Source organism: Cellulomonas sp. (assembly GCF_015234515.1).
Taxonomy (GTDB): Bacteria; Actinomycetota; Actinomycetes; order Actinomycetales; family Cellulomonadaceae; genus Cellulomonas.
Map to the genome: position 1 here is coordinate 67,073 of NZ_JADGMY010000028.1, position 25,032 is coordinate 92,104.

Consider the following 25,032-nt stretch of genomic DNA (forward strand, 5'->3'; position numbering starts at 1 on the left):
GCGTGCCTCACTTGACGTAGGGGACGCCCTCGGCCGCGGGCGCGCGCACGCGCCCGGCGAACCCGGCGACCGCGAGGATCGTGACGATGTACGGGGTCATGAGCAGGAGCTGCGGCGGGACCGAGCTGCCGATCGTGCCCAGCACGGTCCGCAGGTTGTCGGCGAAGCCGAACAGCAGCGCGGCCGCGACCGCGCCCTTCGGGCTCCACCGGCCCAGGATCATCGCGGCCAGCGCGATGAAGCCTCGGCCACCGGTCATCTCCTTGCCGAACGCCAGGCCCGACGCCACGGTGAAGAACGCCCCACCGAGACCCGCGACCGCCGACCCGAGGATCGCGTTGCGCACGCGCGTGCGGTTGACGTCGATGCCGACGGTGTCGGCCGCCTTGGGGTGCTCCCCCACCGCGCGCACGCGCAGGCCCCAGCGGCTGCGGAACAGGTACACCTGCAGCGCGGCGACGATGACGTACATGAGGTAGACCAGCAGCGTCTGGCGGAACAGGATCGGGCCGATCACCGGGATCTGCGACAGCACCGGGATCGGGAGCACCGGCAGCGACTGCCGGGCGTTCCACGTCGACGGGTCCTCGGACAGCACGGTCGAGAACAGGAAGCTGGTCAGACCGACGACGAGCACGTTGAGCACGACGCCGACGATGATCTGGTTGACCTGGTAGCGCACCGCGAAGAACACCAGGAGGCTGCCGACGAGCGCCCCGGCGATCGGCGCCGCGACCAGACCCATGTACGCGCTGGCCGTCAGCGAGCCGACGACCGCGGCGAGGAACGCGCCCGCGAGCAGCTGGCCCTCGATCGCGATGTTGACGATGCCGACGCGCTCGCAGACCACGCCGGACAGGGCCCCGAAGATCAGCGGCGTGGCCAGGAACAGCGTGCCGGTCGCGATCGACGTGAGCGGGATGACCGTGGCCCGCCCGGCACCCGCGAACGTGAGGAACGCGAGGAGCAGGGCGACACCGAACACCACGGGCAACCACATGCCGGTGCGGCGGCCCGCGCGGGTCGCCCACACGGAGAATGCGGCCAGACCCACGGCGACGAGCACGAGCACCCACACGGCCGCGGCCGCGGGCACCTCGAACGTCGGGATCGCGAAGAAGTCGGTGCTCGTGGACAGCCGGAAGCGGGTGACGCCCCCCGGCGTGCGCAGCGGCATCCACACGAGCGCGATCAGGGCGACCGCCGCGTAGGCGATGGACGCGCGGTACCGCGGGCGGGCCGCGACGGCGGCGTCCGGCGCGGGAGCCGGCGGGCTGGAGACGGGAGCTGCCAGGCTCATGCGACGGCCTCCGAGGTCGACCGGCGGCTCCCCGGGGCGGGGAGCCGGAACACGGCGCGCACGAGCGGTGGCGCCGCGATGAACAGGACGATGAGGGACTGCAGCACCAGGACGATGTCGATGGGGGTCCCGGTGCGGGTCTGCATGAGGCGTCCGCCGGCGGCGAACGCGCCGAACAGGATGCCTGCCAGGACCGTGCCGAGCGGCTTGGACCGGCCCAGCAGCGCCACGGTGATGGCGTCGAACCCGATGCTGCCCGCGATCGCGGCCGTGAGCGTGCGCTCGGTACCGAGCAGCTGCATGCCGCCCGCGAGCCCTGCGAGGGCACCCGAGACGACCATGACCGACACGGTGACCCACGGCACGGAGATGCCGGCGGTGCGTGCGGCGTGGGCGTTAGAGCCCACGGCCCGGAACCGGAACCCCAGCGTCGAGCGCTCCATGAGCCACCACACACCGACCGCCGCGAGCAGCGCCAGCGGGAACCCGAGGTGCAGCCGGAACGGCGCGCCCAGCAGCTGCGGGAGCATCGCGGTGTCCGCGACCGCGCGCGCGACCTGCGGCGTGGCCGACCGGAACGTCGCCGTCGTCAGCAGGTACAGGACCCCGAAGATGGCGATGTTGTTGAGCATGATCGTGACGATCACCTCGTGCGCGCCCGTGCGTGCCTTCAGCACGCCCGCGATCGCGGCCCACACGGCACCGCCGACGATCCCCCCGACGAGCGCGACCACGAGGTGCGCACCGGCGGGCAGGTCGAGCGTGAACCCGATCCAGGACGCGACGACCGCCCCCAGCGTGATCTGGCCCTGCGCACCGATGTTGAACAGGCCGGCGCGGAAGCCGATGCCCACTCCGAGTCCGGCGAGGATCAGCGGCACGGAGATGGTCAGCGTCTCGGTGATCGGGCGCAGCGCGCGCTGCGGCGTGGCCGCCGTCCAGTCGAACACCGCCCCCTGGAACAGGGCGACGTAGGCGGAGGACACGCTCTGCCACACGGCGACGAAGAAGTCCGACGGCCGCGCGAACAGGTAGCCCGCCGCGCGCTGGACGTCAGGGTCCGCGCCGGCGATGAGCACCCCGCCGAGCACGAGCGCCAGGACGATCGCGCACACGGTCAAGAGCCACGACCCGGACAGCACGTCCCGCAGGAGGTCGGCGCCCGCGGGACGGCGGGCCTCCTCCGGCGCGGGTACGGCCGCGGGGGGCGTCCCGGTCTCACTCATCGGGTCTCCTCCTCGGAGGTGGTGGCGTCGGCGACCGCGGCGTCTGCCGGGGCGTCTGCCGGGGCATCGACCGGACCGCGGGCGACCGAGGCGTCCAGGTCCGCGCTGCCGAGCAGCGTGTGGTGCTGCGACGCCTGCTGGGTCGCCTCCTCGAGCGGGACGCCCGCCATCATCAGGCCGAGCACGTCCCGGTCGGTGTCGCCGGGGACCACCCCGACCACGCGGCCGCGGTACATCACCGCGACGCGGTCGGCGAGCGCCGCCACCTCGTCGAGCTCGGTCGAGACGATCACGACGGCCGTGCCCCGGTCCCGCTCGGCCACGATCCGCTGGTGGACGAACTCGATCGAGCCGACGTCGAGCCCGCGGGTCGGCTGCGAGGCCACCAGCAGGCGCAGGGGGCGCGACATCTCGCGCGCCAGGACGACCTTCTGCTGGTTGCCACCGGACAGCGTGCTGGCCGTCGCGTCGACCGATCCGGTGCGCACGTCGAACTCGGCGACCCGCTGCTCGGCGTTCGAGCGCAGGACCTGCCGGTCGATCGCGCCGGCCCGCGAGTACGGGGCCTGGTCGACGACGTCCAGGACGAGGTTCTCCTGGATCGAGAAGTCGGCGATGACGCCGTCGGTGCTGCGGTCCTCCGGGACGAACCCGAGCCCGGCGCGCAGCCGGTCGCGCACCGACGTGCCGGTGAGGTCCGTGCCGTCGAGGAGCACGGAACCGGCCGTGGGGTGGACGAGTCCCAGCACGGCGTGCGCGAGCTCGGTCTGCCCGTTGCCCTGCACCCCTGCCACCGCGACGATCTCGCCGGCCGCGACCTCGAGGTGGACGCGGTCGACGACGGGAGTCCCGGCGGCGTCCAGGACCGTGAGCCCGTCGACCCGCAGGACGACGTCGCCCGGCGTGGCGGGCGCCTTCTCGACACCGAGCGACACCGCGCGCCCGACCATGAGCGACGCGAGCTCGGACTCGGGGGCCGACGGGTCGGCGCTGCCGACGACGCGGCCGCGGCGGATGACCGTGATGCGGTCGGCGACGGCGCGGACCTCACGGAGCTTGTGGGTGATGAAGAGGATCGAGGTACCGGCCGCCCGCAGCTGCCGCATGATCTCGATCAGCTCGTCGGTCTCCTGCGGCGTGAGCACGGCGGTGGGCTCGTCGAGGATCAGGATGCGGGCGTCGCGCGAGAGCGCCTTGATGATCTCCACCCGCTGCTGGACGCCGACGGGCAGGTCCTCGACCATCGCGTCCGGGTCGACGTGGAAGCCGAAACGCGCCGCCACGTCGCTGACCTGCGCGCGAGCGCGTCCGAGGTCGATCAGGCCGGCACGGGCGGTCGGCTCGTGACCGAGGGCGACGTTCTCCGCCACCGTGAAGACGGGCACCAGCATGAAGTGCTGGTGGACCATGCCGATGCCGGCGGCCATGGCGTCACCCGGTCCTGCGAAGGTCACCGGCTCACCGTCGAGCAGGATCTGTCCCTCGTCCGGCCGGTACAGGCCGTAGAGCACGTTCATCAGCGTGCTCTTGCCGGCGCCGTTCTCCCCCAGCAGCGCGTGGATCTGACCGGGTTCCACCACCAGGTCGATCGAGTCGTTCGCGGTGAACGACCCGAACCTCTTGGTGATGCCCCGCAGCTCGAGCCTCATGCGACCCGCTCCCCGTTCGTCGTTGCCCGCCCGGTGCCGTCGGGCACCGGGCGACTGCGGCCGGTGCCTCCGTCGCGACCGTACACGCGACGTGGACCGGCGACGGCCCGGGCGGGGTCTCCCACCCGGGCCGTCGTCATTCAGATGCCGTCAGTCCTGGTCGCCGTCAGGGGGCGTTCGGGGACTCGACGACGAGCTCGCCCGAGATGATCTGCTCGCGCAGCTCGTCGATGCGGGTCTGCACGTCCGCGGGGACCGCGTCCTCGAAGTCGTGGAACGGTGCGAGGCCGACGCCCTCGTTCTCCAGCGTGCCGACGTACGGCTCGTTGGAGAACTCGCCGTCAGCGGCCTGGCCGATCGAGTCGAACACGGCCTGGCCGATCTCCTTCATGACGGAGGTCAGGATGATCGAGCCGTACTCGGTGGACTCGTAGCCGTCCGAGTCGACCCAGATGAGCTTGGCCGTGCCGCCGGCCGCCTCGACCGCCGCGGCAGCGCCCAGGCCGACCGGACCGGCGACGGGCATGATGACGTCCGCGCCCTGGTCGAGGAAGCCCTGCGTGATGCTCTGGCCGTTGGCCTGGGTCTCGAAGTCGCCGGAGAACTGCCCCTCCTGCGCGGCCTTGTCCCAGCCGAGCAGCTGGACGGACTCGCCCGAGTCCTCGTTCCACTGCGCGATGCCGTCCGCGAAGCCGTCCATGAAGATCTGGACCGACGGGATCGGCAGGCCGCCGAACGTCGCGACGGTGCCGGACTCGGTCGTCGCACCGGCGACGTAGCCCGCGAGGAACGCGGCCTCGGCCGTGTTGAACAGCAGCGGCTTGGCGTTGTCCAGCTCGATGGTGTTGAACTCGTCGTCCGAGAACGCCGAGTCGATAAGGCCGAACTGGATGTCCGGGTTGGCCTCGGCGGCCGCCTGGATCGCCGGCTCGAGCAGGAAGCCGACGCCGATGATGTAGTTGCAGCCGTCCTGCACGAGCGAGTCGATGTTGGGGCCGTAGTCGGCGTCCGCCGTGGACTCCACGGCGTTGGTGTCGACGCCCAGCTCGTCACCGGCGCGCTCGAGACCCTCGAACCCGGACTGGTTGAAGGACTTGTCGTCCCAACCGCCCTGGTCGGACACCATGCACGCCCGGAAGTCGGAGGCCGCGGGGGCGGCGGACCCGGAGGCGTCCGGGGTCTCGTCGGGGGCACTGCCACATGCGGCGAGCGTCAGGGCGACCGCCCCGCCCAGCGCGGCCATTCGGATGGTCTTCTTCACGACAGTCTCCTGCGTCTCGTCGTCGCCCGCTCCGGATGTCCGTACGTACGGCGGCGCGACCTCGCGCCCCGGACGTCGTCGGCACCGTTCGGCCTGAACACCGTCGACCCTAGGCACCCGGCGGTGACGGCGGTGTTACCGATGGGTATCCACGCAGGTTCCGTGATGAATTCGCAACCTGTCGCGGCGCTTCGTCGTGCTGGCTGCGACACGGCACGTGCCCTCAGGAGCGGGACCGTCGGCCGGCCAGGTACGCGGTCCGGGCGAGCAGCAGGGCACCGGCCTCGATCGCGCGCTCGTCGACGCGCAGGTCACCCTGGTGGATGTCGTAGGTGTGACCCCCGGGCGTGCGCGTGCCCAGACGCGCCATGGCACCCGGCACCTTCGTCAGGTACCACGCGAAGTCCTCGCCACCGAGCGACTGCTCGGTGAGCCGCACGGCGTCCGGACCCAGGACGTCGCGCGCGGCGTCCTCCAGGACGCCCGTGCTGTCCGCCCCGTTCTCCACCGGGGGCACGCCCCGCTGGTGCTTCACCTCGACCTCGACACCCAGCGGGTGCACGACGTCGGTGACGGCCTGCTCGACCACGGCCGACGCCCGCTCCCACGCCCGCACGTCCAGGCACCGCAGCGTGCCCATCACGGTGCCCGTCACCGGGATCGCGTTGTGGACGCTGCCGGCGTGCACCGCGCCCCACGTGAGGTTCACGCCGGACCGCGGGTCGAGCCGACGCCCCAGGATCGCGGGCACCTGCGTGATGACCTGGCCGAGCGCGTACACCACATCACCCGTCAGGTGCGGGCGGGAGGTGTGACCGCCGCCGCCCGTGACGCTCACCGTGACCTCGTCCGAGGCGGACGTGATCGGGCCGATGCGCGTGCCGACCAGGCCGACGTCGAGCTTGGGGTCGCAGTGCACGGAGAAGATCTCACCGACGCCGTCCAGCCCGCCCTCGTTGATGACGTCGATGGACCCGCCGGGCTGCACCTCCTCGGCCGGCTGGAAGATCAGCCGCACGCCCACCTCCAGCAGGCCCTCGGCGGCCAGCCGGGCGAGCGCGAGACCAGCGCCGAGCACGGCGGTCGTGTGCACGTCGTGACCGCAGGCGTGCACGACGCCGCGGTGCGTCGACCCCCAGGGGAGCCCGCACGTGTCGGGGAGCGGCAGGCCGTCGAGGTCCGCCCGCAGCGCGATGCGACGCACGCCCGACGAGGCGACCGTCGGGCCGATGTCGCACCACAGGCCGGAGCCGGTCAGCAGGTGCGGCGTCAGGCCCGCCGCGCGCAGTCGCTCGGCGACCACCCGGGTGGTGCGCTCCTCGGTGCGCGCCAGCTCGGGGTGCGCGTGCAGGTCGCGGCGGACGCTCACCAGCTCGGCGCGCAGCTCCTCGAGCGTCGCGGCGAGCGCCCGGGCCACGGGGTTGGCGGGCTCCGGTGCGAGCGTGCGCAGCGGGAGCACGTCGTGCGCGCTCACGGGCACGGACAGCTGGTCGGAGACGGGGGCAGACATCCCCCGAGCGTATCGGCCGTTGCGGACGGACGTCCGAGGACGTCCACGAGGTCACCGGGCACGCGGGCCCGGGCGCCTCACAGGAGGTCGTCGCGCCCGCGCTCGCGCCAGGCGTCGACCGCCTGCTTGACCTGCTGCGCGTGCGCGCGGGTCGTGACGAGCAGCGCGTCGGGCGTGTCGACGACGACCGCGTCGGGGACGCCGACGACGCTGACCGTACGGCCCCCCGTCGTCACGAGGGCGCCGTCGGAGTCGATGCGCAGGACGAGGTCCGTCTCCCCCAGCGTCGCGACGCCGCCCTGCCCGGCGCCGAGCAGCGTGCCGAGGGACGCGAAGTCACCGATGTCGTCCCAGCCGAACGTGCCGGGCACGACCGCGACGCCGCCCGCTGCGGCGACGGGCTCGGCGATCGCGTGGTCGATCGCGATCTTCGTCAGCCCCGGCCACGTGTCCGCCAGGCGCGCGTCCCGGTCCGCCGTGTCCCACGCCGCCGCGATGCGCCGCAGGCCGTCGTGCAGCGCCGGCAGCTGTGCCGCCAGGTGGTCGAGGAGGACGCCCGCACGCACGACGAACATGCCGGCGTTCCAGCTGTACTCGCCCGTGGCGAGGTACTGCGCGGCGGTCGGCGCGTCCGGCTTCTCGGTGAAGCCGACGGCCCGCAGCGCGTGCGGGGCACCGGGCGCGCCGAGCGGCGCGCCACCACGCACGTAGCCGAAGGCCGTCGAGGGCTCCGTCGCGCGGATGCCGATGGTGACGACCGCACCCGTGCGCGCCGCGGCGACCGCCTCGCGGATCGTCGCACCGAACGCGTCGAGGTCCGTGATGACGTGGTCGGCCGCGAACGAGCCGAGGACGACGTCGGGGCCGTGCCGCTCGACGAGCACCGCCGCCGCGAGACCGATCGCGGCCATCGAGTCGCGCGGGCTCGGCTCGGCCAGCACGTTCGCGGCACCGAGCCCGGGCAGCTGCTGCGCGACCGCGTCCGCGTGCCGTGCGCCGGTGACCACGAGCACGTTCCCGGGCCCCGTGAGCGGCAGCAGCCGGTCGACCGTGCCCTGCAGCAGGGTGCGCCCCGTGCCGGTGAGGTCCAGGAGGAACTTGGGGTACCCGGATCGCGACAGCGGCCACAGTCGGGTCCCGGCGCCCCCAGCAGGGACGACGGCATGGAAGTCGGCGATCGGCGCGTCCGGCATGCGCCCACCGTACCGGCCGCCCGAGGACGCCCGGTCCCCTGTCCGCAGCGGCCGACGAGAGGCCCCCGCCCACCACGGACCGAGGTCCCAGGACCCCCCTGCGGCCTGTGGGGTTGGTCACAAACGCGCCTTCCCGGGCCCTTGGTCCCCCTGCGTGCGGCGGCCGGGCGGACCGGGTCATTACAGTGAGGGGGACGTCCAGGACATCGCCGTCCGCACGCGAACTCGCCTCAGGAGGCCCCCACCGTGTCCTCAGCGCCCACCGCGCCATCGCGGCCGGCCGGAACGCTCTACCGCGGGCGCGAAGGCATGTGGTCCTGGGTCGCGCACCGCATCACCGGTTTCGCGATCTTCTTCTTCCTGCTCGTGCACGTCCTGGACACCGCGCTGGTGCGCGTGTCGCCCGAGGCCTACAACGACGTCATCGGGACGTACAAGAACCCGATCATGGGGCTGGGCGAGGCGGGCCTCGTCCTGGCGATCGTGTTCCACGCGTTCAACGGCATCCGGCTGATCCTGGTCGACTTCTGGTCCCAGGGCCCGCGCTACCAGCGGGTGATGCTGTGGATCGTCGTCGGCCTGGTCGTCCTGACGATGGCGGGCTTCCTGCCGCGTCACCTCATGAACGTCTTCGGGGGCCACTGATGAGCACCATCGCCGATCCCAAGGCCCCGCGCGCGTCGCGGCCCGGCCCGTCGCGCCGCACCACCCGCGGCAACTTCGAGCTGTACGGCTGGGTGTTCATGCGCGCGTCGGGCGTCGTCCTGGTCGTGCTGGTCTTCGGCCACCTGTTCGTCAACCTCATGGTCGGCGAGGGCATCAGCGCCATCGACTTCGGCTTCGTCGCCGGCAAGTGGGCCTCGCCGTTCTGGCAGGTGTGGGACCTGCTCATGCTGTGGCTCGCGATGCTGCACGGCACGAACGGCGTCCGCACGATCATCAACGACTACGCGGAGAAGGACGGCACCCGCATGGTGCTGAAGCTCGCCCTGTACGTCGCCACCGTCGTCGTCATCGTGCTGGGCACCCTGGTGATCTTCACGTTCGACCCGTGCCCCCCCAACAGCCCGGCCGATCTGCTGCCGTCGTTCTGCGCGCGCTGATCCCCCGGACGTCCCCAGCAAGGAAGGCCTAGCAGCCGATGCAGACCCACCAGTACGACGTCGTCATCGTCGGCGCGGGCGGCGCCGGGATGCGTGCCGCGCTCGAGTCCTCGACGCGCGTGCGCACCGCTGTCATCTCCAAGCTCTTCCCGACGCGCTCCCACACCGGCGCGGCGCAGGGCGGCATGTGCGCCGCGCTGGCCAACGTCGAGGAGGACAACTGGGAGTGGCACACCTTCGACACCGTCAAGGGCGGTGACTACCTGGTCGACCAGGACGCCGCCGAGGTCATGGCCAAGGAGGCCATCGACGCGGTGCTCGACCTGGAGAAGATGGGCCTGCCGTTCAACCGCACGCCCGAGGGCCGCATCGACCAGCGCCGGTTCGGCGGGCACACGCGCAACCACGGCGAGGCGGCCGTGCGACGGTCCTGCTACGCCGCGGACCGCACCGGCCACATGATCCTGCAGACGCTCTACCAGCAGTGCGTCAAGAACGACGTCGAGTTCTTCAACGAGTTCTACGTCCTCGACCTGCTGGTCGACCACGACCTGGCCACGGGCGACGTGCCCGAGGGCGAGGAGGTCAACGTCTCGGGCGTCGTGGCCTACGAGCTGGCCACGGGCGAGATCCACGTCTTCCAGGCCAAGGCGGTCGTCTTCGCCACCGGTGGCGCGGGCAAGATCTACAAGACCACGTCGAACGCGCACACCCTCACGGGCGACGGCATGGCGCTGGCGTACCGCCGGGGCATCCCGCTGGAGGACATGGAGTTCTTCCAGTTCCACCCGACGGGCCTGGCGGGCCTGGGCATCCTGCTCTCGGAGGCTGCCCGCGGCGAGGGCGGGATCCTGCGCAACGCCGACGGCGAGCGCTTCATGGAGCGCTACGCCCCCACCATCAAGGACCTCGCGCCGCGCGACATCGTGGCCCGCTCGATGGCCAACGAGGTGCGCGAGGGCCGCGGGGCGGGACCCAACAAGGACTACGTCCTGCTCGACCTCACGCACCTCGAGCCCGCGCACATCGACGCCAAGCTGCCCGACATCACGGAGTTCGCGCGGACGTACCTCGGCATCGAGCCGTACACCGAGCCGGTGCCCGTGTACCCGACGGCGCACTACGCGATGGGGGGCATCCCCACGAACATCGAGGGTGAGGTGCTGCGCAACGCGACGGACGTCATCAAGGGCCTGTACGCGGCCGGTGAGGTCGCCTGCGTCTCCGTGCACGGCTCGAACCGCCTGGGCACGAACTCGCTGCTCGACATCAACGTCTTCGGCAAGCGCGCCGGGCGTGCTGCCGCGGCCTACGCCGCGGTGGCGCCGTTCGTCGAGCTGCCCCCCTCGCCCGCGACGAGCGTCGAGGCCGGGCTCGAGGCGATCCGCACGCGTCCGAACGGCGAGCGGGTCGCCGACATCCGCCGTGACCTGCAGGAGACGATGGACGCGAACGCCCAGGTCTTCCGCACGTCCGACTCGCTCACGCAGGCGCTGTCCGACATCAAGGCCCTGCGCAAGCGGTACGAGGCGGTCTCGGTGCAGGACAAGACCCGCACCTTCAACACCGACCTGCTCGAGGCGGTCGAGCTCGGCTTCCTGCTCGACATCGCCGAGACGGTGGTCGTCGGGGCCCTCAACCGCGAGGAGTCCCGCGGCGGGCACTTCCGCGAGGACTTCCCGGACCGCGACGACGCACGGTTCATGCAGCACACGATGGCGTACCGCCGTCCGGTCGCCGAGGGCGCTGCCGGTGCCCTGTCCGGTGACGGCGCCTTCGCCCGGGCCGAGACGTTCGACGGCTACCAGGTGGTCCTCGGAGCCAAGCCCGTCACCGTCACCCGCTACCAGCCGATGGAGCGCAAGTACTGATGACCACCACCGTGGACGCACCCGCAAGCGAGGTCGGCGCCGTGCCGTCCTTCCAGGTCACGCTGAAGATCCGGCGGTTCCTGCCGGCGGACGAGGACATGCCGGCGTTCGGCGAGCCCTTCGTCGCGGAACCGCGCTGGGACGAGTTCACGGTCGAGGTCCACGGCACCGACCGCGTGCTCGACGCGCTGCACAAGATCAAGTGGGAGCACGACGGCTCGCTGACGTTCCGCCGCTCGTGCGCGCACGGCATCTGCGGGTCCGACGCCATGCGCATCAACGGCCGCAACCGGCTCGCGTGCAAGACGCTGCTCAAGGACCTCGACCCGTCCAAGCCGATCACGGTCGAGCCCATCAAGGGCCTGCCCGTGGTCAAGGACCTGGTCGTCGACATGGAGCCGTTCTTCGCCTCCTACCGCGAGATCATGCCGTTCCTCATCACCACGGGCACGGAGCCGTCGAAGGAGCGCCTGCAGTCCCCGCAGCAGCGCGAGCGGTTCGACGACACCACCAAGTGCATCCTGTGCGCCGCGTGCACGTCGTCGTGCCCGGTGTTCTGGACCGACGGCCAGTACTTCGGGCCCGCGGCGATCGTCAACGCGCACCGCTTCATCTTCGACTCCCGCGACGAGGGCGGCACGCAGCGCCTCGAGATCCTCAACGACAAGGAGGGCGTGTGGCGCTGCCGCACGACCTTCAACTGCACCGAGGCCTGCCCACGCGGCATCGAGGTGACGAAGGCGATCCAGGAGGTCAAGCGCGCGATGATCACGCGCGCCTTCTGAGCCGCAATCCCGGTGACGTCCCGCGCGCGGTGCACCATCATGGCGCGGTGCCCGTCGACGACCTGACCTCGCTGCTCGCCGCGCTCCCCCGCTACGTCGAGCCGGAGCCGCCCGCACCCGAGGTGCGGCTGCCGGGCGGCAACGTGGGCGGCGCGGTGCGGGCCGGGGGCACCGTGCGCCGTCCGGCGGGCCCGTGGACGCCGGCCGTGCACGCGCTGCTCGCCCACCTGCGTGCACGCGGCCTCGACGGCGTGCCCGCGCCGCTGGGCATCGACACGCGGGGGCGCGAGGTGCTCGAGCACCTGCCCGGCGAGGTGGTCGACCTCGCCGAGGTCACCGACGCACGGCTGGCGTCCGGTGCGGCGTGGCTCGCCCGGTACCACGCGGCGGTCGCCGACCTGCGACCCGGCCGCGTGCGGTGGCGCTTCGAGGAGCGCGACCTGGCACCCGGGGAGATCGTGTGCCACCACGACGCCACGATGTACAACATGCTGGTCGCCGGGCCGGGCGCGGACCAGATCGTCGGTGTCGTCGACTGGGACGTCGCCGGCCCGGGCGTGCCGCTCGACGACCTCGCGATGCTCGCCTGGAGCGGCGTCCCCTTCTACGACGACCCCGGCCCCGCGCACGGCGCGCACCGCCTGCGCGTGCTCGCCGACGCCTACGGGCGCGAGGCGGCAGCGTCGGGCGCGGCGGCACCGTCCGCGGTGGACGTCGCGCACCACGTCGTGATTCGCATGGCCGCCTCGACGGACCGGATCGCCGCGGGTCAGGAGGCCGGCGACGAGGGCATGCTCAACCTGCTGAAGGTGGGCGAGCCCGACCGCACGCGTGGGCAGCTGCGCGACTACGTCGACCGGCTGCCCGCCCTGCTCGTGGCCCTGACGCGCACGGGCTGACCCTCAGGACACGTCGCCAGGGCCCTCCTGCGCTGGCTCGGGCGCCGGCGGGTCGGCGGTCCAGGCCGCGGCGAGCAGGACGACGCGCGCGATGAGGTTGATCCACAGCAGCAGGACGACGATCACCGCGAAGGACGCGAGCACCGGGTTGCGCTGCACGGACCCGGCGACGACGGACGTCCCCAGCAGCCGGACGACACCCAGCCCTGTCGCGGCGATCACCGCGCCGCCCAGCAGGTCCCTGCGTGGGGGCGCCTGGCCGGCGAGGACCCGCACGATCATCACGAAGACGGCGGCGTCGACGACGAACGCGACGGCGATGCCGACGACCCGGAGGACCACCCCGGACCCGTCCGGCCAGCCCAGGGCCCCCAGGAGCCAGTCGGCCGCGGTCGTCGCCGCGATGCCGAGCACGGCCGACAGGAGCACCGCGAGCGCGATGCCGACGAACCCCCCGAGCTCGCGCAGCTTGCCGGCGACGAGCGTGACCGCGTCGTGCGCACCGAACATGGCGCGCACCGCGGTGCGCAGCGCGGCGGTCGCGGAGATCGCGCTGAAGGCCAGGACACCCACGGCCACGATGCTCGCGATGCTCAGGCCGGGACTCAGGACGAGGTCGTCCGGCTTGAGCACGCCGGTGCCGTCCCCCGTGTCGACCAGCCCGGGCAGCGACGCCCCGACCGTGCGCAGGACCGTCTCGCGCAGCTCGGCGTTGCCGCCGAGCACCGCCATGAACGCGGTGTAGCCGATGGTGAGGCCTGCGAACACCGAGAACAGCGTGGTGTACGCGAGGCCACCGGTGAGCAGGCCGCCGCCCGCCTGCCCGAAGCGCGCGTTGGCCCGCGCCACGCGGGTCCGCTGCCACCAGGCCAGGAGTGCCTGCACGCGCTCGACGAGGCCGGGGACGCCGGGCTTCCACCGGGGTCCGGACTCCGGGTCCGGCGCACGCTCGGTCGCGCGCGCGTGGGCTGCGCCCGCGCCGGCGGGGGGCGCCACGACGGTTCTCTCGTGCCGGGTCGTGCGACGCTCCATGCGAGCGAACCTACGGGTGGTCCTCCCCGACGGCATCCGCGAGGGCCCCGACGGCGCCGAGCACGAACCGCTGCGCGGGACGCCACGCCGTGCCGTCGTGCACGAACCGGTGGACGTGCGTGACGTCGAACCCCGCCTCGTACGTCGCCATGTCGGCCTGCGCGGCGTCGAGCGCCGCGTCGTCGACGTCGTGCGCGACCGTGACGTGCGGGTGGTACGGGAAGTGCGCCTCGACCTGCAGGGGACCCGAGCGCACCGACGCCTCCAGCGCGGCGCACTGCTCCGCACCCTCCTCGAGCGCCACGAACACGACGGGCGAGACGGGGCGGAACGTGTGCGTGCCGCGCAGCCGCACGTGGAAGGGGCGGTGACCGGCGACCGTGCGCGCGATGTGCGCGTCGAGCTCCTCGAGCCTGTCCTGCGCGACCGGCGTCGGACCGATGAGGGTCACGTGCGGCACGATGTTGCGCGCCTCGGGGTCCCCGAGGCGCACCCGTGCGTCGTGCAGCTGGCCGCAGAACGGCTCAGGGACCGCGATCGCGACCCCGACGACGATCTCCCCCGCCCCCGCCCGCGGAAGCCTCACGCCCGGACCCGGCGCGCGGGGAGCAGACCGGACCGGTCGTAGACCCGCTCCAGCGTGGGGGTCGCCAGCTCACGGGCCCGCGCCGCACCGTCGGCGAGGACGTCGTCGAGCGCCGTCGGGTCGGCGAGGTAGTGCCGCACCCGCTCCTGGAACGGGGTGAGGAAGTCGACGACCACGTCCGCGAGGTCCTTCTTGAGGTCCCCGTACCCCTTGCCCTCGTAGTCGGCCTCGAGCGACGGGACGGTCCGCCCCGACAGCGCCGAGAAGATCGTCAGCAGGTTCGACACGCCGGGCTTCGCGGTGGGGTCGAAGCGGATCTCCCGCTCGGCGTCGGTCACGGCCGACCGGATGCGCTTGGCGACGACCTTCGGGTCGTCGAGCAGCTCGATGAGGCCGTTCGGGCTCTCGGCCGACTTGCTCATCTTGGAGGTGGGGTCCTGCAGGTCGTAGATCTTGGCCGTCGCGGAGACGATGTACGGCTCGGGGACGACGACGGTGCCCCGGCCGAAGCGCGCGTTCATGCGCTGCGCGAGGTCGCGCGTCAGCTCCAGGTGCTGGCGCTGGTCCTCCCCGACGGGCACGAGCGCCGTGTCGTACAGCAGGATGTCGGCCGCCATCAGCACGGGGTACGTGAACAGGCCGACGGTCGTGCCCTCGGAGCCCTGCTTCGCCGACTTGTCCTTGAACTGCGTCATGCGGCCGGCCTCACCGAAGCCGGTGTGGCAGGACAGGATCCAGGCCAGCTCGGCGTGCTCCGGCACGTGCGACTGGACGAACAGGATCGACCGCCGGGGGTCGACCCCCGCCGCGAGGTACTGCGCGGCCGTGCGGCGCGTGCGCTCCCGCAGCACCTGGGGGTCGGGTCCGACGGTGAGCGCGTGCAGGTCGACGACGCAGTAGATCGCGTCGTGCGTGTCCTGGAGCGCGACCCACTGGGTCAGCGCACCCAGGTAGTTGCCGAGCTGGAGCGAGTCCGACGTCGGCTGCATGCCCGAGAAGATGCGCCCGCCCGCGGTCGACGGCGTGGCGGGCTGCGTCGTGGACAGCACCTGGGTCATGCGCGGGCCTCCTGAGGTGATCGGCCGTCGGCCGGATGTCATGCGTGAGGGTACGGCGGGACGGGCTGCGCGTCAGGTCGCCTCGTCGTCGAACGGTGCGGGCGCGTCCGGCCCCGCGGGCACCGGTCCGGCGGCGAACGCGACGGCCGGTGCGGCCGCTGCCGCGGACCTGGCACCCGGGGGCGCCGGGCGCGACGAGGTGTGCGGCTTCCCGTCGTCCAGCAGAGCGTCGCGCACGATGCGGCGCGGGTCGTACCGGCGCGGGTCGAGAGCCGCCCAGTCGACGTCGGCGTCACCGAGCTCGGCGTCGACACGTTCCTTGGTGTCACGGGCGAGGTCGCGCAGCCGCCGCACCCATCCCGCGAGCTGCTCGGCGTACGCGGGCAGCCGCTCCGGGCCGACGACGACGGCGGCGACCAGCAGCAGGATGAGCAGCTCGCCGCCGTTGATCCCGAACACCCGCTCAGGTTACCGCGACGGCGGCCGACGACGGTCGGTCAGTCCGGCGCCGCCTGGAGCCGCACGCGGACGTCCCGCTCGTCGTCGCCCGTGCGCACGCGCAGCACCACGGTGTCCCCGACCTCGCGCGCGCGGATGGTGACGATCAGCTCCTCCGACGCCGTCACCGGGCGGCCGTCGATGGCCAGGATGACGTCACCGCGCCGGATCCCCGCCAGGTCGGCCGGGCCGTTGCGGGTGACGGCCGCGGTGCCCGGGCCGTCCTGCACCGCGACCTGCACGCCCTCGCCGGAGTACCCCGGCTCGAGGGCGACGCCGATGACGGGGTACGTCGCCGTACCGGTCTCGATGAGCTGCTCGGCCGTGCGGCGCGCCTGGTTCGACGGGATCGCGAAGCCGAGCCCGATGCTGCCGACGCCCGTGAGCCGCCCGGGCAGCTGGGCGATGGCGGAGTTGATGCCGACGACCTCACCCTGCGCGTTGACCAGGGGTCCACCCGAGTTGCCGGGGTTGATCGCCGCGTCGGTCTGGATCGCGTTGATGAACGCGGCGTCGCCGCCGTCCCCGGCCACGACGGGTCGGTTGAGCGCGCTGACGATGCCGCTCGTGACGGTGCCGACGAGTCCCAGCGGCGCACCGATCGCGACGACCGGGTCGCCGACGACGACCGTGTCCGAGTCACCCAGGGCCGCGGGTGTCAGGCCCGTCGCCTCGACCTTGACCACCGCCAGGTCGTAGTCCCCCGTGGCACCGACGACCGTGCCGGGCAGCTCCGTGCCGTCGGCGAACTGCACGACGATCGACCCGCCGTCGGCCCCCTCGACGACGTGGTTGTTCGTCAGCACGTACCCGTCCTGCCGCAGGACGAAGCCCGAGCCCGAGCCTGCCCCGTCCGCGGTCGTCACCTCGAGCGACACCACGCTCGGCAGGACGCCGGCGGCGATGCCGGCCACGGAGTCGGGCGCCCGGTCCACGTGCGCGGCCGGGGCCGGGGCCACCGGGAGGCCCGCGTCGGAGCGGCGCCCGTCGTCCGGCAGCACCCGGTCCCCGAGCAGTCCTCCGAGGAAGCCTGCGGCGACCGACAGGGCGACGAGCGGCGCGACCCAGGCTGCCGACAGCGTGCGCCGTCGGCGGCGGCGCGTCGGACGGCCGGGAGCGGCCGCCACGGACGTCCCGTCGGCGGCTCCCCCGTCCGGGCCGGCGGACGGTGCGTCCGGTCCGGCGGTCGGGTGCGGACCGCCCGGGCGGGCGAAGGCCGCGGTGGGCGCGTGCGCGGGTGCCGCCCCCCGGGGCGCCTCCGCGGGTCCGACGTCCGGGGCGTCCGCGGTGCGGCGGTACGACGAGGGCGCGGCGAACAGCGGGACCGGCGCGGGCTGCGGGGTGCCCGGGTGCGGTGGCGGTGGCGCGTCGGCGGGTCGTGGCTCGGGCGCGGGGTGCGGCTCCGGACCGGCCACGGCGCCTGACCCGCCGTCGCTCACGGGCGTCCCCACACGGCGGACACGGTCTGCCAGCCGCGACCGATGCGCCCGGTGACGGTGTCGTCGTACCCGTCGGAGGGGAACGCCTCGACCAGCGCGTCGATCGCGCCCTCGTCCTGCGCGGCGACGATCTGCACGACCGTCGAACCCGACTGCCAGGCGACCTGCCACGGCTCGACGGACAGCACGTGCACCTGCCTGCCGCCCACCTCCCGGACGGGCGCGCCGGCGAGCGCCTGGGTGTCCAGGCGCCCCTGCTGCTCGGTCACGACGTAGGAGCCCACGGGCCCCGTGACGTCCACCTCCAGCACCTGCGGGTCGTCCGAGGACCAGCCGATCGAGCGGACGTGCCACCCGGCGGGCAGGTCGGCGGGGAACGTCCACCCCTTCCCGCGCAGCCACGCGACCGTGGCGTCGTCCGCCGGCACGTCGCCCGCGTCGGCGGGCGCCGACGTGTGGGCGAGCAGACCGAGCGCGGCCGCCGGGTGGCTCGAGGGCGTCACCACGGGCCGCTCACCGAGCATGAACAGGCCGGCCGCCATGGCGCCCATACCTGCCACGGACCCGACCACGAGCCGCACGGGCGAGCGGCCGCTGACCACGTCGCCGCGCAGCGCCCGTGTCGCGGCGACCGGCAGTGCCGCGCCGGCACCGACGGCGAAGGGGTCGCGCGTCCCGGGCGCCGGCGGCACGGGCGGGCCGCCCTGCGACGAGAGCGACAGCAGACGCGCCGTGAGGTCCTCGGTGGGGTGGACGGGCTCCGCCCCGGCGAGCGCCCGCCGGGCGGCACGTGCTGCGGCGAGCTCGCGCGCGCACGACGCGCACGTCGCGACGTGCGCGAGTGCGCGCTCGGTCGCGGCCGGGTCGAGCTGTCCGTCGACCAGGGCGCTGATCCGGGAGCCGAGGTGCATCATCCGGCCACCTCGGCGGCGTCGGGCACGCGCGGGTCGGCGGTCGACGTGTCGGCTGCCGAGGTGTCGAGCGGACGCCGGTGCTCGAGCGCGACCCGCAGCCGGGCCCGGGCGCGGTGGATCCGCGAGCGCACGGTGCCGAGCTTGATGCCGAGGGTCACGGCGATCTCCTCGTACGACAGCCCTTCGATGTCACACAGCACGACGGCGGCGCGGTACTCGGGCGGCAGCGCGTCGAGCGCGCGCTGGACGTCGTGGTCGAGGTTCGCGGCCTCGAACGCGCGCTCGGGCGTCGCGAGCAGGTCCGGCGAGGACCACCGGTCCGTGTCGTCACCGATCGGCTCGATCCGCACGCGCTGCTTGCGGCGCGCCATGTCGAGGAAGAGGTTCGTGGTGATCCGGTGCAGCCAGCCCTCGAAGGTGCCGGGGCTGTACGTGTGGAGCGAGCGGAACACGCGGACGAAGGTCTCCTGCGTGAGGTCCTCGGCGTCGTGGCGGTTCCCGGTCAGCCGGTAGGCCAGCCGGTACACCCGGGCGGAGTGCTCCCGGACGATCTCCTCCCACGACGGGGCCTGCCAGTCGGCGGGCTGGTCGCTCATCTGCGGGGCTCTCCTCGATGCTTCTCTCGGGACGTCAGTCTCCCAGGTCGGGCTCCCATGCTCGACCCTTGTTCGTCCTGAGCGGAAACGGCGGCCCGCGCGCGGTGCGGCGACGCGGCGCGCAGAACCCCGGCTCGCACGTCCGTCGGACGCCCGCGGCGCGGGACTACGCTGACGGCCAGGCGCGCCCGCACGGGGCGAGCGACGAGGAGGCCGTCATCTCCACCGACAAGGCGCAGAGCTGGGTCTACTGCGAGGAGTTCCTCGACGAGGACGACGTCGTGCTGCGGGCCCGCGAGCGCGCGTCGCACCTGGGGTGCACGCCCGTGCTCCCCGGCACGGGAGCGGCGTTGCGCGTGCTCGCCGCGGCGGCGCAGGCGCGTGCGGTGGTCGAGGTCGGCACGGGCGCCGGCGTGGGCTCGCTGTACCTGCTGCGGGGCATGCCGGCGGACGGCGTGCTGACGACGATCGACCTGGAGCTCGAGCACCAGCGCGCCGCGAAGGACGCGTTCGCCGAGGAGGGCGTGCGCAGCACCCGGACGCGCGCCATCTCCGGGCGCGCGCTGGACGTCCTGCCGCGCCTCACCGACGGCGGGTACGACATGGTCGTGATCGACGCGGACGTGGAGAACTACCCCGGGTACGTCGAGCAGGCGGTCCGCCTGCTGCGTCCGGGAGGCGTGCTGGCGGTCGACGACGCGCTCTGGCACGACCGGGTCGCGGACCCCGCGCGGCGCGACGAGGCGACGACGACCGTCCGGGACGTCGGGCGGCACGTCCGCGCGGACGACCGGCTGGTGCCGGCGCTCCTGCCGGTGGGCGAGGGCCTGCTCGTCGCCGTGCGTCGCTGAGGGACCGATCGACGTCGGCGGACGTCACCTCACCAGGTCGCGCAGCGCGCCGGAGCAATGCCGCAGCAGCTCGGCGGCGTCGGCGCGGGGGTCGCTGAGCACGAGCTCGCTCCAGCGGCCCCACGACACCTTCCACACGGCGTCCGACCTGCGCACGACGATGCCGCCGACCCCCGGGGGGTCGGCGGCATCGCTGTGCACGTCAGTCCAGCGTCGTCAGGTACTCCAGGAGCAGGCGCGCACCGTAGCCCGTGGCACCCTCGGTGACCTCGTGCTTGTCCGACGTCGAACGCGCGGGGCCCGCGATGTCGAGGTGCGCCCAGGTCCGCTGCCCGACGAACCGGCGCAGGAACAGGGCGGCCGTGATCGAGCCGCCGCCGATGCGGCGGTCCTCGGGGACGTGACGCAGGTCGGCGACCGACGAGCGCACCGCCTCCTCGTAGTCCTCGACGAGCGGCATGGGCCACACCAGCTCGCCCGTGCGATCACCTGCGGCCGACAGCGCCGCGACGAGGGCCTCGTCCGTCCCGTAGAGCGCGGCGTGCTGCCGGCCGAGACCGAGGCTCGCCGCGCCGGTCAGCGTGGCGACGTCCACGAGCACGTCGGGTTCGAGGGTCGCGTCCGCCCAGGCGAGGGCGTCGGCCAGGACGAGCCGGCCCTCGGCGTCGGTGTTCGCGATCTCGACCGTGGTGCCGCCGTGGATCGTGACGACGTCACCCGGCCGGTAGGACGACCCACCGAAGTGGTTCTCCGCCAGCGGCAGGACCGCCGTGACCTTGTGCGGCACGTGCGCCTGGGCGGCACCCAGCACCGTGGCCAGTGCCACCGCGGCGCCGGCCATGTCGGTCTTCATCGGCACCATGGCCTCGCGGGGCTTGATGGACAGCCCGCCCGTGTCGTACGTGATGCCCTTGCCGACGACCACGACGTGGCGGCCGTCGCCCGCCGCCGGGGTGTACGTGAGGCGAACCAGCCGCGGCGTGGAGGCCGAGCCGGCACCGACGGCCAGCAGACCGCCGAACCCGCCAGCGGCGAGCTCCCGCGGACCCAGGACCTCGACGTCGAGCCCGGCCTTGGTCCCGAGCCGTCGGGCCCGGTCCGCCAGCCACGCCGGGTCCTTGACGTTGGACGGGGTGTTGGCCAGGTCCCGGACCAGCCACGTGGCGGCCGCACCTGCACGAGCGGCGGCCACCGCGGCGGAGACCTCCGCGCCGTCGCGGCCGAGCAGCACCAGCTCGGCCGGCGCCTTCCCCTCCGGCTTCGACGTCACGCGCGGCGGCGTGTACGCCGCGAGCAGGTAGCCCTCGGCGACGGCACGGGCCGCCTGTGCCGCGGCCGACTCGTCGTGGTGCGTCTGCGCGCCGACGGTCGCGGCGACGCGGCGCAGCCCACGCGTGGCCCGGGCGAGCGCCGCACCCGCGCGACGCAGCGCGGTCGGGCTCTCGTCACCGACTCCCACGAGCACGATGCGCGGCGGCAGCCCGGCCCACGGGAGCTCGACGGCCGAACCCACCGGGAGTGGCAGGTGGACGGTGAACGCCTCGCCCGCAGCGCCCGTCAGGCCGGCACGCTCCGCCAGCTCGGACAGGTCGATGCCGTAGCGGGCCGCCGCCTGCGGCGTGCCCGACCGCGGCTGCAGCGCGTCGTCCCCGTCGCGGGGCGGCGCGACCTGGACCGCGACCGCGTCGACCGACCCGTCCGTCAGGAGCGGGGAGTCGACGACGCTCGCGCCGTGCAACGAGACCGTGGGGGGCGTACGCGGCGCGGCGGCGGCCGCGCCGGAGGTGCGGGGGCTCATCCGCCGGTCGTCAGCCGACGACGGACGTCAGAGCCTCGCCCAGCTCGGACGCCTCGGTCGCGTTGAGCTCCACCACCAGCCGTCCGCCACCCTCGAGCGGGACGCGCATGACGATGCCGCGTCCCTCCTTCGTCACCTCGAGCGGTCCGTCGCCGGTCCTCGGCTTCATCGCGGCCATCCGGGCCTCTCCTTCGCTCGTACGTTGCCGGCCGACAGCCGTCGGGCGGGCCCGACAACCTCCAGGTCAGCCGGTTGTCCAGCGACCATCCTAGTTCACCGGGCGTGACCCCCGCCCGGCTCCGCGGAGCACGAACGGGTCACGGCGGCCAGTCGCCCTGGGGGTTGAACTGCCACATCTGCCGCACCCAGAGCACCTGCAGCCCCAGCATGAGGACCAGGACGGCCCCGAACCACAGTCGGCGCGCCCACGCGGGCCGCGGCACCACCCCCGCTGTCACGGCACCGAGGGGGAACGCCAGGAGCAGGAACCGCGCGAGGCTGGACCCCGGCTCGATCACGGCGAGGATGTAGACGACGTAGGCGGCCGACCAGGTGTGCAGCTCCGGCCCGAGCCGCCAGGCGGCGGGCACGAGCAGCACGGCGGCGGTCAGCGCGAAGCCCGCGACCATGACGGGCGTCCCCCACTCGCCGAACCAGAACTGCGGCACGTACGTCCACCCCGAGAACGGCACCACCTCCCGCACGCCCCGCCACGCCTCCTGCGTCTGCAGGTAGCCGTCGGGGACGCCGGTCACCCAGCCGCAGATCGCCGGCCACGCGACGCCCGAGATCCCCGCCGCGACGGCCAGGCCGACGAGCCCCGCGGCGTCACGCCGGCCGAAGGTGTCCTCACCACGCCGCGAGCGCCACCACCGCACCCCCGCGTGCACGACGACGACCGCCGCCATCGGCAGCGCGACCGCGCGCGTGAACCCGAGCGCGACGACGACGAGGGCCGCCCACCCGTAGCGGCGTCGCACGAGCAGCAGCAGGGAGGCCGCGACCAGCAGGAGCGCGGCGGACTCGGTGTACGCGACCTGCAGGACCGCGGCCGTGGGGAACGCGCAGACCAGGGCGACCGTCGCCAGCGGCAGGCCGGGCCGGGCGGCGACCGCCCGGGGCGCGCCGTGGCGCACGGCCTCGTGCACGACGAGCACCGCGGCGGCGCTCAGCAGCAGCGCCACGGTCGGCGCGAGGACCACCCACGTCCCGCCCGTGAGCGTCATGAGCGCCCGCACGAGCATCGGGAACAGGGGGAAGAACGCCCACGGGTTCTGCTGGACCAGCCCCTGCTCGTCGCGCGGCAGCTCGGCCGGGTACCCGCTCTCCGCGACCTGCCGGTACCAGCCGGCGTCGTAGAACAGCCCGACGAACTCCTGGTAGGACGGGTTCGCGCCGGTCCAGACGTTCGCCTCCTGCACCGTCGCCGTCCAGACGAAGGCGCCGGCGACGAACAGCCGCGAGGCGGCCCACACGAGCAGGACGTGCACCCACCACGGCCAGCCGCGGACCCGGTCCCACCACCCGGCACGCGGCTCCGTCGTGGGCGCCGGCTCCGACGGCTCCGTCGGTCCGGCGGTGGCGGCGTCGACCGCCACGTCGGCGTCGGACCGGGGGGCGTCGGCGCTCACAGCATGCCCCGCACGGCACGCACCGGTGCCCGCTCCGCGCGGAGCGCCGCCACCATGTCGAGCGTGCGTCGCGTCGCTGCGACGTCGTGCACGCGGAAGACGCGGGCACCCAGCCAGGCCGCGACGGCCGTGGCCGCCAACGTGCCCTCCAGCCGCTCCTCCGGTGGCAGGTCCAGGGTCTCCCCGACGAGGTCCTTGCGCGAGATCGCCATGAGCACAGGGTGCCCGATCTGCACGATCTTCGGGGTGTTTCTCAGCAGGTGCAGCGAGTGCCACGTGGTCTTGCCGAAGTCCAGGGTCGCGTCGACGAGCACCGACGCCGGGTCGACGCCCAGCGCGACCGCCCGCGCGGCCGCGGCGGTCAGGGTCGCGACGACGTCGATCAGCACGCCGTCGAGCGGGTCGACGCCCTCGGGCGCCGGGTAGGCGACGCGGAACGGGTCGCTGCGCGGGGCGGCACCCCCCGTGTGGGAGCACACGACGCCCAGCCCGCGCTCCGCCGCCACCTCGACGAGCGCGGGGTCGTGCCCGGCCCACGTGTCGTTGAGCAGGTCGGCACCGGCGTCCGCGACGGCCCGGGCGACGCCCGCCCGCCAGGTGTCGACGCTGACCAGCAGGTCCGGGTGCCGTGCCCGGACGCGCCGGACGACGGGCAGGACGCGGGCGATCTCCTCGGCCTCCTCGACGACGGGTCCGCGACCGGCGCGCACACCGCCGACGTCCAGCACGTCGGCACCCTCCTCGACGGCCCGGTCGACCGCCGCGTCGACCGTGGACTCGTCGTACCTCGCCGCCGCGTAGAACGAGTCGGGCGTGCGGTTGACGACCGCCATGACGACCGGGTGGTCGTCGCCGAACGTGCGTCCGCGCAGGCGCAGCGGTGCGGCACCGGCGGGGACGCCGGGCAGCGGTCCGCTCGTCACCACCCGCCGTCCGTGAGCGCGCCGTCCTCACCCGAGGCACCCGCGTCACGGGTCCGGCGGCCGTTGCGTGCCCGCGCCTCACCGGCGGCGGCGGCAGCCCGCTGGTCCCGCGCCGCGGCACGCACCGCCGCCTCCTCCTCGGCCCGCAGCTCGGCACCGCGTCGCACGACGATCTCGACGGCCTCCTGCGCGTCCGCCGCGACCTGCAGCAGGTCGATGTCGGCAGCGGCGATCATGCCCTGCGGGTGCACCGTGTCGCGCAGCCACGCGAGCAGCCCGGACCAGTAGTCGGCGCCGAGCAGCACGATCGGGAACCCGGTGACCTTGTGCGTCTGCACCAGGGTCAGCGCCTCGAAGAGCTCGTCGAAGGTGCCGAACCCACCGGGCAGGACGACGAAACCCTCGGAGTACTTGACGAACATGGTCTTGCGGGCGAAGAAGTAGCGGAAGTTGACGCCCAGGTCGACCCACTCGTTCATGCCCTGCTCGAACGGCAGCTCGATGCCCAGACCGACCGACAGCCCGTCCGCCTCGGTGGCGCCCTTGTTGGCCGCCTCCATGATGCCGGGGCCACCGCCGGTGATCACGGCGTACCCGGCCTCCACGAGCCCGCGCGCGACCTCCTGCCCCAGCTCGTAGTACGGGTCGTCGGGCTTGATGCGCGCCGAGCCGAAGACACTGACCGCGGGCCCGACCTCGGACAGCGCACCGAACCCCTCGACGAACTCGCTCTGGATCCGCATGACCCGCCAGGGGTCGGAGTGCAGCCAGCCGGCGCCCTCGGCGCGCGCCAGCAGGCGCTGGTCGGAGGTCGTGGCGGGGATCTGGTCGCGGCGCAGCAGCACGGGACCGCGGCGGTACTCCGGCGCCGGTGCCGACGTGTCGTCAGGAGTCATCCCCCGAGCCTAT

At 73.7% G+C, this 25,032-nt stretch carries 24 protein-coding genes and 1 pseudogene; 6 read left to right on the top strand and 19 right to left on the bottom strand.

The window, feature by feature from the left end:
* Nucleotides 1-7: 7 nt before the first annotated feature.
* From IR158_RS14010 to IR158_RS14035, 6 genes are all read right to left on the bottom strand, one after another.
* Nucleotides 8-1,294, bottom strand: a complete 1,287-nt coding sequence (locus IR158_RS14010; RefSeq protein WP_291814536.1) for an ABC transporter permease — start codon at nucleotides 1,292-1,294, stop codon at nucleotides 8-10.
* Between the two features lie 2 nt (nucleotides 1,295-1,296).
* Nucleotides 1,297-2,526, bottom strand: coding sequence for an ABC transporter permease (locus IR158_RS14015; RefSeq protein WP_291814042.1), 1,230 nt, complete (start codon nucleotides 2,524-2,526; stop codon nucleotides 1,297-1,299).
* On the bottom strand, nucleotides 2,523-4,175 hold the full coding sequence (locus IR158_RS14020) for an ABC transporter ATP-binding protein (RefSeq protein ID WP_291814043.1): 1,653 nt from the start codon (nucleotides 4,173-4,175) through the stop codon (nucleotides 2,523-2,525). Before IR158_RS14020 ends, IR158_RS14015 begins: the two co-directional genes overlap by 4 nt.
* 166 nt (nucleotides 4,176-4,341) lie before the next feature.
* A complete protein-coding gene (locus tag IR158_RS14025; protein WP_291814044.1) occupies nucleotides 4,342-5,436 on the bottom strand; it encodes a BMP family ABC transporter substrate-binding protein in 1,095 nt (364 codons plus the stop codon).
* Between the two features lie 223 nt (nucleotides 5,437-5,659).
* The gene (locus IR158_RS14030) at nucleotides 5,660-6,946 is read right to left on the bottom strand and encodes an amidohydrolase (protein ID WP_291814045.1); all 1,287 of its coding nucleotides are present in this window, start codon (nucleotides 6,944-6,946) and stop codon (nucleotides 5,660-5,662) included.
* Between the two features lie 77 nt (nucleotides 6,947-7,023).
* The gene (locus IR158_RS14035; RefSeq protein ID WP_291814046.1) at nucleotides 7,024-8,139 is read right to left on the bottom strand and encodes a mannose-1-phosphate guanylyltransferase; all 1,116 of its coding nucleotides are present in this window, start codon (nucleotides 8,137-8,139) and stop codon (nucleotides 7,024-7,026) included.
* Nucleotides 8,140-8,385: 246 nt separating this feature from the next.
* Here IR158_RS14035 and sdhC point away from each other — a divergent pair, with 246 nt between their 5' ends.
* From sdhC to IR158_RS14060, 5 genes are read left to right on the top strand one after another with little or no spacing between them, the layout of a single operon-like run.
* The gene (sdhC, locus tag IR158_RS14040; protein ID WP_291814047.1) at nucleotides 8,386-8,784 is read left to right on the top strand and encodes a succinate dehydrogenase, cytochrome b556 subunit; all 399 of its coding nucleotides are present in this window, start codon (nucleotides 8,386-8,388) and stop codon (nucleotides 8,782-8,784) included.
* The gene (locus IR158_RS14045; protein WP_291814048.1) at nucleotides 8,784-9,242 is read left to right on the top strand and encodes a succinate dehydrogenase hydrophobic membrane anchor subunit; all 459 of its coding nucleotides are present in this window, start codon (nucleotides 8,784-8,786) and stop codon (nucleotides 9,240-9,242) included. The genes sdhC and IR158_RS14045 overlap by 1 nt, the downstream gene beginning before the upstream one ends.
* Before the next feature lie 38 nt (nucleotides 9,243-9,280).
* A complete protein-coding gene (gene sdhA / locus IR158_RS14050) occupies nucleotides 9,281-11,113 on the top strand; it encodes a succinate dehydrogenase flavoprotein subunit (RefSeq protein WP_291814049.1) in 1,833 nt (610 codons plus the stop codon).
* Nucleotides 11,113-11,898 (top strand): succinate dehydrogenase iron-sulfur subunit, encoded by a 786-nt coding sequence (locus IR158_RS14055; protein WP_291814050.1) that lies wholly within the window; start codon nucleotides 11,113-11,115, stop codon nucleotides 11,896-11,898. The genes sdhA and IR158_RS14055 overlap by 1 nt, the downstream gene beginning before the upstream one ends.
* 47 nt (nucleotides 11,899-11,945) lie before the next feature.
* Nucleotides 11,946-12,797: a phosphotransferase gene (locus IR158_RS14060; RefSeq protein WP_291814051.1), complete on the top strand. Its 852-nt coding sequence runs from the start codon at nucleotides 11,946-11,948 to the stop codon at nucleotides 12,795-12,797.
* Between the two features lie 3 nt (nucleotides 12,798-12,800).
* On the opposite strand, the gene IR158_RS14065 is transcribed toward IR158_RS14060, so the two are convergent.
* The 7 genes and pseudogenes from IR158_RS14065 to sigE all read right to left on the bottom strand — a co-directional run.
* A complete protein-coding gene (locus tag IR158_RS14065) occupies nucleotides 12,801-13,829 on the bottom strand; it encodes a YihY/virulence factor BrkB family protein (RefSeq protein ID WP_291814052.1) in 1,029 nt (342 codons plus the stop codon).
* Nucleotides 13,830-13,839: 10 nt separating this feature from the next.
* The gene (locus IR158_RS14070; RefSeq protein ID WP_291814053.1) at nucleotides 13,840-14,415 is read right to left on the bottom strand and encodes a 2'-5' RNA ligase family protein; all 576 of its coding nucleotides are present in this window, start codon (nucleotides 14,413-14,415) and stop codon (nucleotides 13,840-13,842) included.
* Complete coding sequence (gene trpS / locus IR158_RS14075; protein ID WP_291814054.1) at nucleotides 14,412-15,473, bottom strand: tryptophan--tRNA ligase; 1,062 nt, start codon at nucleotides 15,471-15,473, stop codon at nucleotides 14,412-14,414. The genes IR158_RS14070 and trpS overlap by 4 nt, the downstream gene beginning before the upstream one ends.
* A gap of 72 nt (nucleotides 15,474-15,545) precedes the next feature.
* On the bottom strand, nucleotides 15,546-15,932 hold the full coding sequence (locus tag IR158_RS14080; protein WP_291814055.1) for a Sec-independent protein translocase TatB: 387 nt from the start codon (nucleotides 15,930-15,932) through the stop codon (nucleotides 15,546-15,548).
* 38 nt (nucleotides 15,933-15,970) lie between these two features.
* Nucleotides 15,971-17,290 (bottom strand): trypsin-like peptidase domain-containing protein, encoded by a 1,320-nt coding sequence (locus IR158_RS14085; RefSeq protein ID WP_291814537.1) that lies wholly within the window; start codon nucleotides 17,288-17,290, stop codon nucleotides 15,971-15,973.
* 116 nt (nucleotides 17,291-17,406) lie between these two features.
* Nucleotides 17,407-18,324 (bottom strand): zf-HC2 domain-containing protein, encoded by a 918-nt coding sequence (locus IR158_RS14090; RefSeq protein WP_291814056.1) that lies wholly within the window; start codon nucleotides 18,322-18,324, stop codon nucleotides 17,407-17,409.
* A pseudogene (sigE, locus tag IR158_RS14095) lies at nucleotides 18,321-18,923 on the bottom strand (RNA polymerase sigma factor SigE); the annotation flags it as partial. The pseudogene sigE and the gene IR158_RS14090, both read right to left, overlap by 4 nt.
* Nucleotides 18,924-19,138: 215 nt before the next feature.
* On the opposite strand from sigE, the gene IR158_RS14100 reads away from it, so the two are divergent.
* Nucleotides 19,139-19,771, top strand: a complete 633-nt coding sequence (locus tag IR158_RS14100) for an O-methyltransferase (protein WP_291814538.1) — start codon at nucleotides 19,139-19,141, stop codon at nucleotides 19,769-19,771.
* 24 nt (nucleotides 19,772-19,795) lie between these two features.
* Here the strand turns inward: IR158_RS14100 and IR158_RS14105 are convergent, their stop codons facing one another.
* The 6 genes from IR158_RS14105 to IR158_RS14130 form a co-directional block, all read right to left on the bottom strand.
* Complete coding sequence (locus tag IR158_RS14105) at nucleotides 19,796-19,972, bottom strand: hypothetical protein (protein ID WP_291814057.1); 177 nt, start codon at nucleotides 19,970-19,972, stop codon at nucleotides 19,796-19,798.
* A 1-nt stretch (nucleotide 19,973) separates the two neighbouring features.
* On the bottom strand, nucleotides 19,974-21,569 hold the full coding sequence (locus IR158_RS14110; RefSeq protein WP_291814058.1) for a M17 family metallopeptidase: 1,596 nt from the start codon (nucleotides 21,567-21,569) through the stop codon (nucleotides 19,974-19,976).
* Between the two features lie 10 nt (nucleotides 21,570-21,579).
* A complete protein-coding gene (locus tag IR158_RS14115) occupies nucleotides 21,580-21,747 on the bottom strand; it encodes a DUF3117 domain-containing protein (protein ID WP_214345793.1) in 168 nt (55 codons plus the stop codon).
* A 139-nt stretch (nucleotides 21,748-21,886) separates the two neighbouring features.
* A complete protein-coding gene (locus IR158_RS14120) occupies nucleotides 21,887-23,200 on the bottom strand; it encodes a hypothetical protein (protein ID WP_291814059.1) in 1,314 nt (437 codons plus the stop codon).
* Nucleotides 23,197-24,123 (bottom strand): dihydropteroate synthase, encoded by a 927-nt coding sequence (gene folP, locus IR158_RS14125; RefSeq protein ID WP_291814060.1) that lies wholly within the window; start codon nucleotides 24,121-24,123, stop codon nucleotides 23,197-23,199. Before folP ends, IR158_RS14120 begins: the two co-directional genes overlap by 4 nt.
* Nucleotides 24,120-25,019, bottom strand: a complete 900-nt coding sequence (locus tag IR158_RS14130; protein ID WP_291814061.1) for a TIGR00730 family Rossman fold protein — start codon at nucleotides 25,017-25,019, stop codon at nucleotides 24,120-24,122. Before IR158_RS14130 ends, folP begins: the two co-directional genes overlap by 4 nt.
* Between the last annotated feature and the right edge of the window lie 13 nt (nucleotides 25,020-25,032).

What these genes read in the sequence shown, in the direction of transcription:
- IR158_RS14015 (WP_291814042.1), bottom strand. Translation starts at nt 2,526, where the DNA reads ATGAGTGAGACCGGGACGCCCCCCGCGGCCGTACCCGCGCCGGAGGAG.
- IR158_RS14020 (WP_291814043.1), bottom strand. Translation starts at nt 4,175, where the DNA reads ATGAGGCTCGAGCTGCGGGGCATCACCAAGAGGTTCGGGTCGTTCACC.
- IR158_RS14030 (WP_291814045.1), bottom strand. Translation starts at nt 6,946, where the DNA reads ATGTCTGCCCCCGTCTCCGACCAGCTGTCCGTGCCCGTGAGCGCGCAC.
- IR158_RS14035 (WP_291814046.1), bottom strand. Translation starts at nt 8,139, where the DNA reads ATGCCGGACGCGCCGATCGCCGACTTCCATGCCGTCGTCCCTGCTGGG.
- IR158_RS14045 (WP_291814048.1), top strand. Translation starts at nt 8,784, where the DNA reads ATGAGCACCATCGCCGATCCCAAGGCCCCGCGCGCGTCGCGGCCCGGC.
- sdhA (WP_291814049.1), top strand. Translation starts at nt 9,281, where the DNA reads ATGCAGACCCACCAGTACGACGTCGTCATCGTCGGCGCGGGCGGCGCC.
- IR158_RS14055 (WP_291814050.1), top strand. Translation starts at nt 11,113, where the DNA reads ATGACCACCACCGTGGACGCACCCGCAAGCGAGGTCGGCGCCGTGCCG.
- IR158_RS14065 (WP_291814052.1), bottom strand. Translation starts at nt 13,829, where the DNA reads ATGGAGCGTCGCACGACCCGGCACGAGAGAACCGTCGTGGCGCCCCCC.
- trpS (WP_291814054.1), bottom strand. Translation starts at nt 15,473, where the DNA reads ATGACCCAGGTGCTGTCCACGACGCAGCCCGCCACGCCGTCGACCGCG.
- IR158_RS14090 (WP_291814056.1), bottom strand. Translation starts at nt 18,324, where the DNA reads ATGATGCACCTCGGCTCCCGGATCAGCGCCCTGGTCGACGGACAGCTC.
- IR158_RS14110 (WP_291814058.1), bottom strand. Translation starts at nt 21,569, where the DNA reads ATGAGCCCCCGCACCTCCGGCGCGGCCGCCGCCGCGCCGCGTACGCCC.
- IR158_RS14115 (WP_214345793.1), bottom strand. Translation starts at nt 21,747, where the DNA reads ATGGCCGCGATGAAGCCGAGGACCGGCGACGGACCGCTCGAGGTGACG.
- IR158_RS14130 (WP_291814061.1), bottom strand. Translation starts at nt 25,019, where the DNA reads ATGACTCCTGACGACACGTCGGCACCGGCGCCGGAGTACCGCCGCGGT.